Here is a 16,106-nt window from a genome sequence, read left to right as displayed (position 1 = left end):
AGCCGGCGCCCTTGCGGCTGTCGCACACGATCGGCACGACGTGGTTGCCGTGGAACCCGAACTTGCCCAGGGGACCGATGTCATCTCCCAGGGCCAACCCGGGCGGGGTCCGCATGAACGGGCTCGGTCGCACCGCGAACGTCTGCACCGTGATCGTGCCGACCGGGTGCAGCGGCGCCACGTCGGTGATCGTGACGTCCCCCGGCCGGTCTAGGCACAGGATGATGCTGCCCATGCTGAGCGGTACGTCCGGCTCGACCCGGCCGAATCCCTCCAGGACCCAGTGGTCGGGGGGCATCTGCCCGGCCACCCGGAGGGGCCCGTCGCTGCTCGTGCCGCAGCCGGCCAGGGCGAGGGACATCGCAACGACGCCGAACGCAGCACGTCGGTGCCCACCGCGAGAGCCACGCCCCTGGCTCCCGCCACCGATGCGTGCACGTGTGGGCGCGAACGAGACGGTCCCCTGACCGTCGGGCGCGCGCGGAGATGCGGGTCTCATGGCAGTCGCTCCCTGCCCGCGGTAGGGGCCCGGGTCCGCCCCCGGGGCGAATCCATGTTCCTCCGTCCGCGGCCGTCGCCCAGCAGCTTCGCACGATTTCCCCAGACTCCCGTTCGGCGCCCGGGACCGGGACGCCCAGCCCCGGGGCTCGCGGACGCCCACGCTCAGCCGACCGCGACGACCTCGCGCTTGGCTGCGCGGCGCCGCCGCAGCCGGGCCCCCAGGAGCACCAGTCCGACGCCGGCGAGGGTGATCGTCGCGTTGACGACGCCGTAACCGAACACCGCTGAGTTCGAGGAGACGGCGGGGAAGTCGTCGGGGAAGGGGCCGAACGCGGAGGGTGAGCTGTGGCCGAGCCAGTCCAGGACGAGGTTCGTGCTCTGGAAGCTGAACAGGTAGGACCCGACCAGCAGGTAGGTCAGGATCGCGGTCGACCGCGACGGCAGCAGGACGCCGAGCGGCAGCGCCACGAGGACGGTGTAGATGACATTCATCACGCACTCCTGGAAGGGGTCGACGAGGCGTCGACGGTGGGATCGATCGCGGGTCGTGGATCGATGCGGACGTCCTCCACTCTCGCCTCGGATCCGGACGGGCGCGTCGGTGCGAGCGCGCACACCTGCTGCGGACTCCCTCTCAGTGCCAACACTGATCCGGCGCGGCGCGGCGATGCGAGCATTCCCGCATGGCACTCGCCGTGGGCCGCGCCCTGGCCGCAGCAGCCGCGGTCGTCCCCTGCGCCGGGCTGGCCCCGTCGCTGTCGTCCGCGCACGCCGACGCCCGCGAGCCGGCCACCCACGCCGTCGCCCTCGTGGCGGTCGCGATCGGCTGGCTGATCGTCGTCCGGGTGCCCAGCTCGCCCGTCGGGCCGGCGTTGCCGACCTCGGCCGGGTGGCATGGGTGCCCCTCGAAGTCAGACGCCTGCGGCTCGGCCTGCGGGAGGCCCCGGCGAGGTCGAGTCCAGCCGGGCCCGGCTCGCCGACGCCGCGGCGACCGAGCGCAAGCGGCTCGAGCGTGACCTGCACGACGGGGCCCAGCAGCGGATCATCGCCACCGGGATGCGGCTCCGTTCGCTCCAGTTCGCGCTCGACCCGCAGGCGGCGGCCGAAGTCGACGTGGCGGTCGCCGAGCTGGAGACGACCTTGGGGGAGCTGCGGCGGCTGGCCCAGGGTGTCCGGCCGAGCCGGTTGGACGACGGACTGGTGCCGGCGCTGGAAGGTGCGCTGGCAGCGAGCCCGGTGCCGGTCGACCTGCGGGTCGACCCGCTGCCGGCTGCCGACGAGGCCCGGACGCTGACGGCATACCTCGTGGTGTCCGAGGCGGTGACCAATGCACTCAAGCACGCGCGAGCCGGCCGGATCCGGGTGCGCCTCGGCGCCCGGGGGGATCGCCTGTCCCTGGAGGTCGCCGACGACGGGGTGGGCGGTGTTCCGGAGGGCGGGCTGACGGCGCTGCGGGACCGGGTCGCCTCGGTCGGCGGCAGGCTGCACGTGGACAGCGTCGCCGGCGCCGGTACGACCGTGTCGGCGGTGCTGTGAGGTGCGGATTGTCGTCGCCGAGGACTCCGTCCTCTTCCGTGAGGGGCTCGTCCGGCTCCTCGTGGAGCGCGGCCACCGGGTCGTCGCCACCGCTGGTCACGCGGTGGACCTGATCGCCGCGGTCGTCGAGCACCGGCCCGACCTCGCGGTGGTCGACATCCGGATGCCACCCGGCGACGGTGCGGACGGCGCGCGAGCCGCGCGTCGGATCCGCGCGGAGCATCCGGAGGTCACCGTGCTGTTGCTGTCCCAGCACATCGAGCTCCGCGACTGCCTGAACCTCGTCGGGACACCGGGGTTCGGTTACCTGCTCAAGGACCGCGTGCTGCACCTCGACGAGTTCGACGAGGCGCCCACCCGCGTCGCGGCGGGCGGTGTGGCGCTCGACCCGGTGGTGGTCCAAGCGCTCGTGCGTGGGCGCACGGTTCCGGGTGCGCTCGCCGCGCTCAGCGCCCGGGAACACCAGGTGCTGGCCCTGGCTGCCGAGGGCCACAGCAACACCGCGGTGGCGGGCATGCTCCACCTGTCCGAGCGCACGGTGGAAGCGCACATGCGCTCGGTGTTCACCAAGCTCAACCTGTATGACGACGGCAGCACGAACCGTCGGGTGCAGGCGGTCGTGGCCTACCTGGAGGCTGGGCCGTCGCCCTGACCGCCCGGGACGCGATTTGTCGGCGCGCCCGGGGGTGTGCCTATCGTGGCGACCATGACTCTGCGCCACGTCCTGGGGGCGGTCTGTGCCTCCGGCCTGATCGCGCTCACCGCCTGCAGCTCGGGCAGCCCGTCCGGGGCCGGCAGCTCCGCGAGCGGGCCCACCCCGGCCGTGGCGCCGCAGCAGGTGCAGGGCTTGGCCACGCGCGTGATCGGCCGGGTCGGCGACGCCAGCCGCGCCACGGGGGGAACCGCCCAGCAGAGCCGCACCGGCGCCTACATCGGGCCCGCCCTGCGCGCGGCCACCGCCGATGCCAAGCTCGCCGACGTCAGCCCCCAGCTGGTGCCCGCCAACCCGGCCCTGTCGAACCAGCAGCCGACCCCGTTGGCCGTCAGCCAGGGCAAGCCGCCGAGCCTGCTCGTCGTGCAGACCACTGCCGGCAAGGGTCAGCTGCCGCAGCTGCAGCTGCTGGAGTCGGACCGCGCCGGCACGAACTGGAAGGTCGCCGAGTCGGCGACGATGCTGCCGGGCACCAAGGTCGAGCCGTTCGCCGCGCTCGCGAAGGGATCACCCACCCCCGACCCCGCGCAGAAGTCGGGCCTGGCGATCGCACCGGCCGACCTGGTCCGCAGCTATGCCGATGGCCTGGCCTACCCGGCGAAGACCGTGCACAACCCGCCCTACACCGACGACGACTTCGCTTCGCGGGTGCACCAGTCGGCCCAGCAACAGGCGTCGGCCACCGAGGCCTACGCCACCTTCCGCCAGCAGCACCGCGCCCTGCCCGGCGACACCCGGGTGATCCGGCAGCAGGACGGGTCGGCGCTCGTGTTCGCCGTGCTGGAGCGCACCGATACCTTCGACGTCGCCAAGAACCGGATCCTGAACGCGCCGCGCCAGTTCACGGCCTTCGTGCCGAAGCAGCAGAAGATCAACACCCGCGCGGAGATGACCACGCTGGAGTTCCTCGTCTTCCAGGTCCCGAAGGGCACGGGCAAGGCGTCGGTGATCGCCGCGTCGGAGCACCTGGTCGGCGCCCACGGCCACTGACCGCACCCCCCGCCACGCCCGGCCGGCGGCCACCGGAGGGGGACCGACGTGACGGACCTTGCGCATCGGAGAGAATGAGCCCATGACTGACCAGCCCTTCAGCGCCGCAGCAGCCCGTGGAGCCGTCGACCTGTCCTCGCTCGCGCGATCGTCCGGGGCCGCGGGAGCAGGTGCCGGCGCGGGTAGCGCCGGGACCGGGACCTCCGGGGTCGTCGTCGAGGGCACCGACGCCAACTTCAACAACCTGGTCAACAAGTCGATGACGGTCCCGATGGTCATCGTGCTGTGGTCCGGACGACTCCCCGAGTCGCGCGACTTCGTCGACACCCTCGCCGACCTCGCCCGCTCGTATGCCGGTCGCTTCCAGCTCGTGTCCGTGGACGTGGACGCCAACCCCGGGATCTTCCAGGCCTTCCAGGTGCAGTCCGTGCCGGTCACCATCGGCGTCCTGCAGGGGCAGCCGGTGCCGCTGTTCGGCGGTGTCCAGCCGGCCGACCAGGTTCGCGCCGTGCTCGACAAGCTGCTCGAGGCCGCCGTCGCCAACGGCATCACCGGCCGGGTCGACGTGGGCGAGCCCGAGCCCGTCGAGGGCGAGGAGGAGCCACCGCTGCCGCCGCTGCACCAGGAGGCCTTCGACGCGATCGAGCGGGGTGACCTCGACGGCGCGACCGCTGCCTACGAGCGCGCGCTCAAGGAGAACCCCGGCGACGAGGACGCCAAGCTGGGGCTGGCACAGGTCAACCTGCTGCGCCGCACCGCCGGGATCGACCTCAGCGCCGCCCGCCGTGACGCGGCCGACAACCCCACCGACGTCACGGCGCAGACCCTCGTCGCGGACCTCGACGTCCTCGGCGGCCACATCGAGGATGCCTTCGTGCGCCTGATCGACCTGGTCAAGGCGACCACCGGCGACGAGCGGAACGCCGCCCGGGAGCACCTGCTCGAGCTGTTCTCGATCGTCGGACCCGGCGACGAGCGGGTGAAGAAGGCACGCACCGCGCTGATGAGCGCGCTGTACTGACGAGGTCCCGGGCGGCGCGTCGCCCGCACCTGCTTGCATCCTCGCCGGTCTGCGGAAGTATGACCGCATGGACCCACGACGGGTGGACCTTCCGGTCCCCGGCACCGGTGAACGGCTGGGCGTGATCCGGCACGGGCACTACGGCCGGCCCGTGCTCGTCTTCCCCAGCGAGGCCGGTCGCGCCGAGGACTTCGAGTCCAACGGGATGGTCGAGGCCGTCCGCGGCCTGGTGGACGGCGGCCGGGTGAGCTTCTTCTGCGTCGACTCCCTCGACGCGTGGAGCTGGTCGGACCGCAGCGTCTCCATCGAGGAGCGCGCCCGACGGCACGCGACCTACGAGCAGTGGCTGGACCGGGTCGTCATACCGTTCATCCACGAGGAGACCCGCGGTCCGCACGAGCTGATCACGCTGGGTGTCTCGATGGGCGCCTACCACGCGGTGCACTACGCCTTCCAGCGCGCCGACGTCGCGCCGCTCGCGCTCGGGCTGTCGGGCAACTACGACGTGGGCACCTGGCACGCCTGGGGGGAGCGTGGCGACGCGACCTACTTCGCCAACCCGACCGACTACGTCGCGGGCCTGCACGGGGACCACCTCGACTGGCTGCGCAGCCGGCTGTCCGTCCTGCTCGTGTGCGGGCGGGGGGCCTGGGAGACCCACCCGACGGGGGCGCTGCCGTCGTCGATCCGCTTCGCCGAGCTGCTCGCCGACAAGCAGATCACCCACCAGCTGGACCTGTGGGGCGAGGACGTCGCGCACGACTGGCCCTGGTGGCAGCGCCAGCTGGCCCACCACCTGCCAAGATTCTGCTGACACCCTGAGGAGAGCCGGATGGCACCGTCGCACACCCACCTGATCGGCCTGCTGCTCGGCGCGGAGGAGGACTGGCCCACCGCCTTCGAGCAGCTCACCCGCCGGATGGGCATCCTCACCGGCCCCGACGGCAGCGAGCACCGGTTCGCCACCGAGCGGCTCACCATCGAGCCGTTCAACCTGCGGGTGCGGCCGCGCACCGATCTGGTCATCGACCGCCTGGCGCACTGGTACTACCACCCGCGGGAGTGGCTCAAGAAGGTCGCACTCATGGACGACGTCTACCTGCTCAACAGCCCGTTCACCTTCCAGTCCATGGAGAAGCACTCGGCATACTGCGCGCTCCTGCGGCTGGGGATGCACGTGCCCGACACGGTGCTCGTGCCCTACAAGAACCCGGTCGACAACGCACGGTGGGCCTACACCTCGGCCAAGTACAACCGCTCCTTCGACCTCGACGCGATCGCGGACGAGCTGGGCTACCCGCTGTTCATGAAGCCGTTCGACGGCGGCGCGTGGCGCGGGGTCTCGTTGATCCGCAACCGCGAGGACCTGCACCGCTCTTATGACGACTCCGGCGAGATGCTCATGCACCTCCAGAAGGCGGTCGCCGGCTACGAGGTGTTCGCCCGGGCGCTGACCATCGGGCCGGAGACGATGGTCATGGACTTCCGGCCGGACGAGCCCATGCACAACCGGTATGCCGTGTCGTACGACTTCCTGTCACCGCAGGTCGGTGCCCAGGCCGTGACGATCGCCCAGACCGTGAACGCCTTCTTCCGGTGGGAGTTCAACTCCTGCGAGATGCTGGTGAAGGACGGGGTCGTCTACCCGATCGACTACGCCAACGCCTGCCCCGACGTGGCGGTCACCTCGCTGCACTACTACTTCCCCTGGGCGATGAAGGCGCTGCTGCGCTGGTCGGCGTTCTGTCTCGTGACCCATCGCCGGGCGCGGACCCAGGTCGACCCTGACCCGTGGTTCGCGGTGGCCGACGACCCGGAGCTCGACGAGGCCGGGCGGATGGCGGCCTACCAGCGGCTCGCGGACCAGCACTTCGACAAGGACCGCTACGAGGAGTTCTGCGCGACCACCATGGCCGGGCTCGACGAGATGGTCCTGGAGTGGGTGCAGTCTCCGCAGTTCGACAAGCTGCTGACCGACACGGTCCACACGACCTACCCGGCGCACGAGCAGGAGCGCTTCCGGGCGCACTTCGGCGGCCTGGTGGAGCTCTGGGTCAAGGACGAGACCGCCCGCCTCGCCCTCACCTCCTGACGCGGATCTCGGGAGAATCCCGCGGATCTCGGGACTTTGCGGTGCGCAAAGTCCCGAGATCGCGCGGAAAGCCCCGAGATCGCGCGGAAAGTCCCGAGATCGGCGGAGGGCGTCAGCCCTGCAGGGCGGCGTTCACGACCTCGCGCGCCTCGGCCTGCACCTGCTCGAGGTGCCTGGCGCCCCGGAACGACTCGGCATAGATCTTGTAGACGTCCTCGGTGCCCGAGGGCCGCGCGGCGAACCAGGCGTGCTCGGTGGTCACCTTCAGCCCGCCGATCGCCGCGCCGTTGCCGGGCGCCTCGGTGAGCTTGGCCGTGATCGGCTCGCCCGCCAGGGTGTCCGCCGTGACGGCGTCAGGGGTGAGCGCCTTGAGCCGCGCCTTCTGCTCGCGGTCGGCGGGCGCGTCCACCCGCGCGTAGGCGGGCGCGCCGAACCGATCGGTGAGGTCGGCGTAGTGCTGGCTCGGCGTGCGCCCGGTCGCGGCGAGGATCTCGGAGGCGAGCAGGTCCAGGATGATGCCGTCCTTGTCGGTGGTCCACACCGACCCGTCCCGGCGCAGGAACGAGGCCCCGGCGGACTCCTCACCCCCGAAGGCGATCGAGCCGTCGAGCAGCCCGGGCACGAACCACTTGAACCCGACCGGCACCTCCACCAGCTTGCGGCCCACCGACTCGGCGACCCGGTCGATCATCGAGGACGACACGAGCGTCTTGCCCACCGCTGCATCGGCCGGCCACCCCTCCCGGGCGCCGCCGTAGAGGTAGCCGATCGCCACGGCCAGGTAGTGGTTCGGGTTCAGCAGACCCGCGTCGGGCGTGACGATCCCGTGCCGGTCGCTGTCGGCGTCGTTGCCGGTGGCGAGGTCGTAGCGGTCCTTCTGCTCGATCAGCGAGGCCATCGCGAAGGGGGAGGAACAGTCCATCCGGATCTTGCCGTCCCAGTCCAGCGTCATGAACCGCCACGTGGGGTCGACCAGGGGGTTGACGACGGTGAGGTCGAGCCCGTGCCGGTCGGCGATCTCGCCCCAGTAGGCGACGCTCGCACCCCCCAGCGGGTCGGCGCCGATGCGCACACCCGCCTCCCGGATCCGCTCCAGGTCAACGACGTCGGGCAGGTCGTCGACATAGGTGCCCAGGAAGTCGTATGCCGACACGCGCCGATGTGCCCGCGCGAACGGGACGCGCCGCACGTCCGTGAGCCCTTGGGCCAGCAGCTCGTTGGCGCGGTCCTGGATCACCGAGGTGATGTCGCTGCCGGCGGGACCGCCGTCCGGTGGGTTGTACTTGAACCCGCCGTCGGTGGGCGGGTTGTGTGAGGGCGTGACGACGATGCCGTCCGCGAGCCCCCCGGCGCCGGGTCGCTTGCCCCGGTTGGCGCGCAGGATGGCGTGCGACACCGCCGGGGTGGGCGTGTAGCCGCCCCGGTTGTCGACGAGGACGGTGACGTCGTTGGCGACGAGCACCTCGAGGGCCGTCGCCCACGCGGGCTCGGACAGCCCGTGGGTGTCGCGTCCGACGAATAGCGGACCGTCGGTGCCGGCCTGCTTCCGGTAGTCGCAGATCGCCTGTGTCGTGGCGAGGATGTGTTGCTCGTTGAAGGCGGCCCGTAGGCTGCTTCCCCGGTGCCCGGAGGTGCCGAACGCGACCTGTTGGTCAGGCTGCTTCGGGTCCGGGGTCAAGGTGTAGTAGGCCGTCACCAGGTGGGCGACGTCGACCAGGTCCTCGGGCTGTGCCGGAGTCCCGGCCCGGGGGTCGTTCACTGCGCCTCCTCAGCGGGTTTCGAGCTCGTCGGTGGGCTCGGATTCGTGGGCGGGCTCGAGCCACAGGGCGCCCAGCGGGGGAAGGGTGAGCACGGCGGAGTAGGGCTGTCCGTGCCAGGGGACCGCCTCGGCCTCGACGCCGCCGAGGTTCCCCACGCCCGAGCCGCCGTAGTCGCCGGCGTCGGTGTTGACCACCTCGTTCCAGCGGCCGGGATAGGGCAGGCCCAGGCGGAAGTCGCCGTGTGGGATCGCGCTGAAGTTGACGACGCTGGCCAGCGCCGGGCGCCGCCGGGAGCCGTGCTCTGACCCGAATCGCAGGTAGGAGAACGTGTTTCCGCCGGAGTCGTTGGCGTCGATCCACTGGAACCCGGCCGGGTCGCTGTCCAGCTCCCACAGCTGCGGTCGGGACCGGTAGACGGTGTTGAGGTCGCGGACCAGGGAGTGCAGGCCCCAGTGTGCCGGCTGGTCCAGCAGCCACCAGTCGAGGCTGCGCGAGTCGGCCCACTCGGCCTCCTGGCCGAACTCGCACCCCATGAAGAGGAGCTGCTTGCCGGGGTGGGACCACATGTAGGCGAGGAACGCCCGCACGTTCGCGAGTTGCTGCCACCGGTCGCCGGGCATCTTGCGCAGCAGGGATCCCTTGCCGTGGACGACCTCGTCGTGGCTGATCGGCAGCACGAAGTTCTCGCTGTAGGCGTACATCATCGAGAAGGTCAGCTGGTGGTGGTGGTACTGGCGGTAGATCGTCTCCTTGGACAGGTAGTTCAGGGAGTCGTGCATCCACCCCATGTTCCACTTCAGCCCGAAGCCCAAGCCGCCCAAGTGCGTTGGACGCGTCACGCCCGGCCAGGAGGTCGACTCCTCGGCGACGGTGACGACCCCCGGCTCCCGGCGGTAAGCAGTGGCGTTGGTCTCCTGCAGCAGCTCGACGGCCTCGAGGTGCTCCCGGCCGCCGTACTTGTTCGGCAGCCACTGCCCGGGCTCCCGCGAGTAGTCGAGGTAGAGCATCGAGGCCACCGCGTCGACCCGGATCCCGTCGGCGTGGAACTCCTCCATCCAGTACAGCGCGTTGGCCACGAGGAAGTTGCGCACCTGCGGTCGGCCGAAGTCGAAGATGTGGGTGCCCCAGTCGGGTTGGTCGCCCCGTCGCGGGTCCGGGTGCTCGTAGAGCGGCTGCCCGTCGAACCGCGCCAGCCCGAACGCGTCCTTCGGGAAGTGCGCCGGCACCCAGTCGAGGATCACACCGATCCCGTTGCGGTGCAACGTGTCCACGAGGTGCCGAAAATCGTCGGGGGAGCCGAACCGCGCCGTCGGCGCGTAGTAGCCGGTCACCTGGTAGCCCCACGACGGGCCGTAGGGGTGCTCCATGACCGGCAGGAACTCCACGTGCGTGAACCCGAGGTCCTTGACGTAGTTGACCAGGTCCTCAGCGAGGTCGCGGTAGCTGTGCCCCTGTCGCCAGGAACCCAGGTGCACCTCGTAGATGCTCATCGGCCCGGTGTGGGGGTCGCTCTCGCGACGGTGCCGCATCCAGTCACCGTCGTCCCACTCGTATGCCGAGCGCGTGACGACCGATGCGGTGGCCGGTGGCGCTTCGGTCGCGCGGGCGAGGGGGTCCGACTTGGGCCGGCGGACCCCGTCGGCGCCGGTGATCTCGTACTTGTAACGCGTGCCCTCACCCACGTCCGGGACGAACAGCTCCCAGACGCCTGTCGACCCGAGCGCGCGCATCGGGTGGGTGGCCCCGTCCCAGTGGTTGAAGTCGCCGATCACGCGGATCGCCTTGGCGTGCGGGGCCCACACCGCGAACGACGTGCCGGACACCGGCCCCAGCGGCCCGTCGTACCGGCGCACGTGGGAGCCGAGCACGGACCACAGCTGCTCGTGCCGGCCCTCGCCGATCAGGTGCAGGTCGATCTCGCCGAGCGTGGGCAGGAACCGGTAGGGGTCGTCCTGGCGGTGCTCGATGCCGTCCTCGTAGGACACGACCAGTCGGTAGTCCGGCACGGTCGACGTCGGCAGCGTGCCGGCCCAGATGCCGCCGTACTCGTGCTGCAGGTCGACGCTTTGCCCGTCGCCGAGCTCCACCAGGACCCGCTGTGCCCACGGTCGCAGGGCGCGCACCGTGACGACACCCTCGTGCTCGTGGGCGCCGAGCACGGCGTGTGGATTGCCGTGCAGGCCGCGCACGAGGAGGTCGAGCTCCTCGCGGCTCACCGGATGGACCGTGGGGCCGGTCGGCTGCGCCGCCGCGGGCGCGGTCGGGCGCCCGGCTGTGCCAGTGGCTGGTGCCTCCGCGGGCGCCGTCGGTTCCACCGACGACGACATGCGCCGTTCGGCGAGGATGCGTTCGACCCCGGCCAGCGGGAGCGGCAACCACTCGGGGCGGTTGCGGGCCTCGTAGACCACCTCGTAGAGCGCCTTGTCGAGCTCGAGCGCCTCCAACAGCGCCTCGTCCTCGCGTGGATCGCGGTCGGCGATCTCGGCATACCCGAGCAGGAAGGCGTGCCGCGCCGCCCGCGCCCACGGGGCGCGGGAGGTGCCGTCGCCCCGCTCTGCGGAACCCGCGGCGTAGTCGAAGGAGCGCAGCATGCCGGCCACGTCCCGCAGTGCGAGGTCCGGCCGCGTGCGCTCGGCCAGCGGGCGCAGCGGCTCGCCCTCGAAGTCGACCATCACCCAGCCGCGGCCCGGGACGTCGAGCACCTGGCCGAGGTGGAAGTCGCCGTGGATGCGCTGCAGCTCCGGCCAGGCCGCGCCCGACGCCCCGTCGATCACCTCATCGATCTGCGTCCGGTGCTCGGCCAGCTGGGACGCCTCGCGCAGGGCGGCCTGCGCCCGGCTGCGCATGCTGGAGACCAGTGACCGGCGGTCGGCCTCCGACGGCTCCACGGTGGGCAGCGCCTCGCGCAGGGTGCGGTGGACCCGCGCCGTGGCGCGGCCGAGGGAGCGGGCCGGCTCGCTGAAGTCGCCCCCCGCCGCGGCGACCCGCAGGGCGACGCGCCATGCGTCCTCGACGTCGGGGATGAACTCCTGCGCCGTGGCGATGTCGCCGTGCGCGACGCCGGAGCCGCCCTGGGCGTCCGGCCAGCTCGCGGACAGGTGCCCCACCGGGGTGGGCACGGCGGTGGACCCCGCCGACGCGAGGGCCTCCTGCAGGACGACGTCCGGGTTGTCACCGTCGTGAAGGACGCGGAAAACCTTGCAGATCAACGGAGTTGAGTGCGCACCTGCTGCGTCGCTGGTCTCGTAGATGATCGAGGTGTTCGACTGTTCACCGGACAGGACGTGGGTCTCGCGCACCCGCACCTCGCGCGCGCCCTGCTGCGGATGGCTGAGCACGAGCGGCTCGCGGGTGTGCGAGACCTGGCCCGACTGGGCGACGGTGTCACCGAGCACCAGCGCGAGCAGCTGCCGGGCGTAGACGGGGTCGTGCGGGGCGTCATAGACCCAGCGGCGGCCCAGGACGCTGTGCTCGGTCGTTCCGAGCAGCGCGTGCTCAGCCCCCTCGAGCGGGGTGTCTCGGTAGGTGAGGGGCACCTGGTAGACGGTCGGTTCGGAGCCCGAGTCGTCCGCCACGAGGACGGTCTCGATGCCCACCCGGCCCTCGGGGTCGTCCAGTCGCCACGACCACAGGCGACGCAGCCGCGGCTGGCGACCCTTCCCGGCATACCACCTCTGTCCTGCGATCCAGTCGGTGAGCAGGTCCAGCTTGCTGGGGGTGATCGTCGCCTGGTGGATCTCAGCCACCGGTTCCTCCCTTCGGCTGCAGGCCGAGCCAGAAGAAGTCCCGGGACCCGAGGGTCAGGGTGATCTCACCGTCGTCGGAGATTGCCGGGAAGCCGTCGCCGCCGAAGAGGTCGACCAGCTGGGCCCCCTTCCACTGCTCCGGGACCGTGATGTGGGTGGCCTGCGGGCGGTTGGACAAGTTGCTCACGCACAGCACGGCGCCGAACCCGTGGGTCTCCGCAGGTTCGTCGGGGCTGAGTGCGCGCACGTACGACAGGATGGCGCCGTTGTCCGCCGGGCACACCTCGAAGGTGCCGAGCCCGAAGACCGAGTGCTGCGCGCGAACCTGCAGCATGCCGCGGACCCAGTGCAGCAGCGAGGCGCTCGAGGCCATCTGGGCCTCGACGTTCACGTTGTTGTAGTGGTAGACGAGGCTGGAGATGACCGGGAGGTAGAGCTTGCCGGGGTCGGCGCTGGAGAAGCCGGAGTTGCGGTCGGGGGTCCACTGCATCGGCGTGCGCACGGCGTCACGGTCGGTGAGCCAGATGTTGTCGCCCATGCCGATCTCGTCGCCGTAGTACAGGCACGGCGAGCCGGGCAGCGACAGCAGGAGGGCGTGGATCAGCTCGACCTCCGCCCGGGAGTTGTCCAGCAGGGGAGCGAGCCGGCGACGGATGCCGATGTTCGCCCGCATCCGCGGGTCAGGGGCGTACCAGCCGTACATGGCGACCCGCTCGTCCGGGGAGACCATCTCAAGGGTCAGCTCGTCGTGGTTGCGCAGGAAGGTGCCCCACTGGGCGCCCTCCGGGATCGGGGGGGTGTCGGCCAGCACGTCGATGATCGGCCGGGCCTTCTCCTCCCGCAGCGCGTAGTACAGCCGCGGCATCACCGGGAAGTGGAAGCACATCTGGCACTCGGGTGCCTCCGGGGTGCCGTAGTAGTCGACCACCTCGTCGGGCATCTGGTTCGCCTCGGCGAGCAGGATCCGCCCGGGGAACTCCTCGTCCACCATCGCCCGGAGCCGTGACAGGAAGTCGTGCGTGGGGGGGAGGTTCTCGCAGTTGGTGCCTTCCTCCTCGAACAGGTAGGGGACGGCGTCGAGCCGGAACCCGTCGATGCCCAGGTCCATCCAGAAGCGGACGACGTCGAACATCGCCTCGACGACCTTCGGGTTCTCGAAGTTGAGGTCCGGCTGGTGGGAGAAGAACCGGTGCCAGAAGAACTGCCGGCGCACCGGGTCGAAGGTCCAGTTCGACACCTCGGTGTCGACGAAGATGATGCGCGCGTCGGCGTAGCGGTCGTCGGTGTCGGACCAGACGTAGAAGTCGCCGAACGGCCCCTCCGGGTCCGAGCGCGACGCCTGGAACCACGGGTGCTGGTCGGAGGTGTGGTTCATCACCAGGTCGGTGATGATCCGGATGCCCCGGGCGTGGGCCTGCGAGACCAGCTCGGTGAAGTCCGGCAGCGTGCCGAACTCGGGTAGCACGGCGGTGTAGTCGGAGATGTCGTAGCCGCCGTCGCGCAGCGGGGAGGCATAGAACGGCGGCAGCCACAGGCAGTCCACGCCGAGCCACTGCAGGTAGTCCAGGCGGTTGATCAGCCCGGTGAAGTCCCCGGCCCCGGACCCGTTGGAGTCGGAGAAGGCCCGTACCAGGACCTCGTAGAACACGGCGGTGCGGTACCAGTGCGGGTCGTGCTTCAGCCCGGGCTGGCTGAGGTTGAAGCCCTGCATCAGAACCTCCTCACGTGCACGATGTGGACCGGTTCGGTGTCCCGGCCGAGCCGGATGTAGTTGTGCTCGCCCCAGTGCCAGGAGTCACCGGTGATCAGGTCGTGGGCGAGGAAGGAGTCGTGCCACGTCATGCCCAGCGCCGGCATGTCCAGGTGCAGCCACGACTCGCGCGTGGTGTGCGGGTCGAGGTTGGCCACGACGATGATGACGTCGTCGCGGCCGTCGACGGTTCGTCGTTTGGAGTAGGCGAGGATGTTCTCGTCGTCGACGTGGTGGATCGCCAGGTTGCGCAGCCAGTGCAGGCAGGGGTGCGCGCGCCGGATCTCGTTGAGCCGCTTGAGGTAGGGCGCCAGCGTCTGCCCCGCCTTGCGGCCCCCGGGCTCGCGCTCGGCCCACTTGCGGTCCTTGTACTGGTACTTCTCGTTGTCGATCTGCTCCTCGGCGCCGGGCCGGGCGACGTTCTCCACGAGCTCGTAGCCGGCGTAGATGCCGTAGCTCGGCACCGCCGTGGCGGCGATCGCCGCGCGCAGCCGGAAGGCGTTCGGCCCGCCGTACTGCATGTAGGGCGTGAGGATGTCGTGCGTCGTGGGCCAGAACGACGGGCGCATGTAGGCCGCCGCCTCACCGGACACCTCGCGCAGGTACTCCTCCAGCTCCCACCGGGCGTTGCGCCACGCGAAGTAGGTGTAGGACTGCTGGAACCCCACCTTGGCGAGTGTGTGCATCATCGCGGGGCGGGTGAACGCCTCGGCCAGCCAGATGACATCCGGGTAGTCCGCAGCCACATCGGCGATGAGCCACTGCCAGAACTCCACCGGCTTGGTGTGCGGGTTGTCGACGCGGAAGATGCGCACCCCGTGGTCGATCCACACCTGCACGACATCGCGGACCGCGGCATAGATGCCCTCGGGGTCGTTGTCGAAGTTGAGGGGGTAGATGTCCTGGTACTTCTTGGGCGGGTTCTCGGCGTAGGCGATGCTTCCGTCGGCGCGGGTGGTGAACCACTCCGGGTGCTCCTTGACCCACGGGTGGTCCGGCGCGCACTGCAGCGCCAGGTCGAGGGCGACTTCCAGCCCCAGCCGCTCCGCCTCGGCGACGAAGGCGTCGAAGTCCGCGAACGTCCCGAGGTCGGGGTGGATGGCGTCGTGGCCGCCCTCCACGGACCCGATCGCGTAGGGGGAGCCGGGGTCCTCGGGCGTGTGCTCCAGCGTGTTGTTGGGCCCCTTGCGGTTCACTCGGCCGATCGGGTGGACCGGGGTGAGGTACACCACGTCGAATTCCATCTGCGCGATGGCGGGCAGGCGCTGGGCCGCCGTGCGTAGCGTGCCCGACGTCCACCGGCCGTGCTCGTCCTGGTGGGCACCCTCCGAGCGGGGAAAGATCTCGTACCACGCGCCATACAGGGCGCGGTCCCGCTCGACCAGCCACGGGACCGGCGCACTCGGGGTGACGACGTCGCGCAGCGGGCGCGTGGCCATCTCGCGCTCCACCTCGGGGCTGGTGCCCGCTTCGAGGCGCACCATGGGGGGCCGGGTGTTGTCGCGCAGGGCCGTCACGGCGTCGCGCAGCACCTGCGCCTGCTCCGGGGTGCGCTCCACCTCCGCGATCGCCCGTTCGACCACGCGTGCTCCCTCCTCGAGCATCAGCGCGGTGTCCACCTCGGCGGCCACCTTGATGGAGGCGTCGTGCTCCCACGTGCGGTAGGGGTCGGACCAGCCCTCGACGCGGAAGGACCACGTGCCGGTGCGGCCGGCGCAGGCGCGGCCGACCCAGTGGTCCAGCCCCGCCGACACGAGGGTCATCGGGCGGTGCTCCTCGGTGCCGTCCGGCGCCGTGAGCACGAGGGTGGCGTTCACCGCGTCGTGGCCCTCGCGGAAGACCGTGGCGCTGACCTCGAACTCCTCCTGGACCACGGACTTGACGGGGGCGGCGCCGCAGTCGACCCGGGGCCGCACCGACAGGACGGGGATGCGCCCGAGCGGGCGTTGGTGGGCCCGGGCCAGGACCGCTTCGGCCGTACGAGTCGATTCAGTCACG

General features: G+C 71.0%; 12 protein-coding genes. 6 read left to right on the top strand and 6 right to left on the bottom strand.

Annotated features, from left to right (window positions below; translation table 11 throughout):
• The coding region (locus VFL99_RS11050; protein ID WP_325106408.1) for a hypothetical protein at positions 1-361 on the bottom strand (361 nt) is incomplete at its 3' end.
• 302 nt (positions 362-663) lie between these two features.
• Positions 664-993, bottom strand: a complete 330-nt coding sequence (locus VFL99_RS11045) for a hypothetical protein (protein ID WP_325106407.1) — start codon at positions 991-993, stop codon at positions 664-666.
• 402 nt (positions 994-1,395) lie between these two features.
• Here VFL99_RS11045 and VFL99_RS11040 point away from each other — a divergent pair, with 402 nt between their 5' ends.
• From VFL99_RS11040 to VFL99_RS11015, 6 genes are all read left to right on the top strand, one after another.
• Entirely contained in the window at positions 1,396-2,037 is a 642-nt protein-coding gene (locus VFL99_RS11040) for a sensor histidine kinase (RefSeq protein ID WP_325106406.1), read from the top strand.
• A 1-nt stretch (position 2,038) separates the two neighbouring features.
• Positions 2,039-2,689, top strand: a complete 651-nt coding sequence (locus VFL99_RS11035) for a response regulator transcription factor (protein ID WP_325106405.1) — start codon at positions 2,039-2,041, stop codon at positions 2,687-2,689.
• Positions 2,690-2,743: 54 nt separating this feature from the next.
• Positions 2,744-3,739 carry a hypothetical protein gene (locus VFL99_RS11030; RefSeq protein WP_325106404.1) on the top strand — a complete coding sequence of 332 codons (996 nt, stop codon included), beginning with the start codon at positions 2,744-2,746 and terminating at the stop codon, positions 3,737-3,739.
• An 82-nt stretch (positions 3,740-3,821) separates the two neighbouring features.
• Positions 3,822-4,760: a tetratricopeptide repeat protein gene (locus VFL99_RS11025; protein WP_325106403.1), complete on the top strand. Its 939-nt coding sequence runs from the start codon at positions 3,822-3,824 to the stop codon at positions 4,758-4,760.
• 67 nt (positions 4,761-4,827) lie between these two features.
• Positions 4,828-5,574: an esterase family protein gene (locus VFL99_RS11020; RefSeq protein WP_325106402.1), complete on the top strand. Its 747-nt coding sequence runs from the start codon at positions 4,828-4,830 to the stop codon at positions 5,572-5,574.
• Positions 5,575-5,592: 18 nt separating this feature from the next.
• Entirely contained in the window at positions 5,593-6,852 is a 1,260-nt protein-coding gene (locus VFL99_RS11015) for an ATP-grasp domain-containing protein (RefSeq protein WP_325106401.1), read from the top strand.
• A gap of 112 nt (positions 6,853-6,964) precedes the next feature.
• Here VFL99_RS11015 and pgm read toward each other — a convergent pair whose 3' ends face one another.
• From pgm to VFL99_RS10995, 4 genes are read right to left on the bottom strand one after another with little or no spacing between them, the layout of a single operon-like run.
• Positions 6,965-8,611, bottom strand: coding sequence for a phosphoglucomutase (alpha-D-glucose-1,6-bisphosphate-dependent) (gene pgm, locus VFL99_RS11010; protein ID WP_325106400.1), 1,647 nt, complete (start codon positions 8,609-8,611; stop codon positions 6,965-6,967).
• A gap of 9 nt (positions 8,612-8,620) precedes the next feature.
• Positions 8,621-12,358, bottom strand: coding sequence for a 1,4-alpha-glucan branching protein GlgB (glgB, locus tag VFL99_RS11005; RefSeq protein WP_325106399.1), 3,738 nt, complete (start codon positions 12,356-12,358; stop codon positions 8,621-8,623).
• Positions 12,351-14,069: a maltose alpha-D-glucosyltransferase gene (treS, locus tag VFL99_RS11000; protein WP_325106398.1), complete on the bottom strand. Its 1,719-nt coding sequence runs from the start codon at positions 14,067-14,069 to the stop codon at positions 12,351-12,353. The genes glgB and treS overlap by 8 nt, the downstream gene beginning before the upstream one ends.
• On the bottom strand, positions 14,069-16,105 hold the full coding sequence (locus VFL99_RS10995) for an alpha-1,4-glucan--maltose-1-phosphate maltosyltransferase (RefSeq protein ID WP_325106397.1): 2,037 nt from the start codon (positions 16,103-16,105) through the stop codon (positions 14,069-14,071). The genes treS and VFL99_RS10995 overlap by 1 nt, the downstream gene beginning before the upstream one ends.
• Position 16,106 lies beyond the last annotated feature (1 nt).

It is taken from the genome of Segeticoccus sp., from assembly GCF_035708005.1.
Note: the sequence above shows the minus strand (reverse complement) of the source record. Positions and strands in the feature narration are given on the sequence as shown.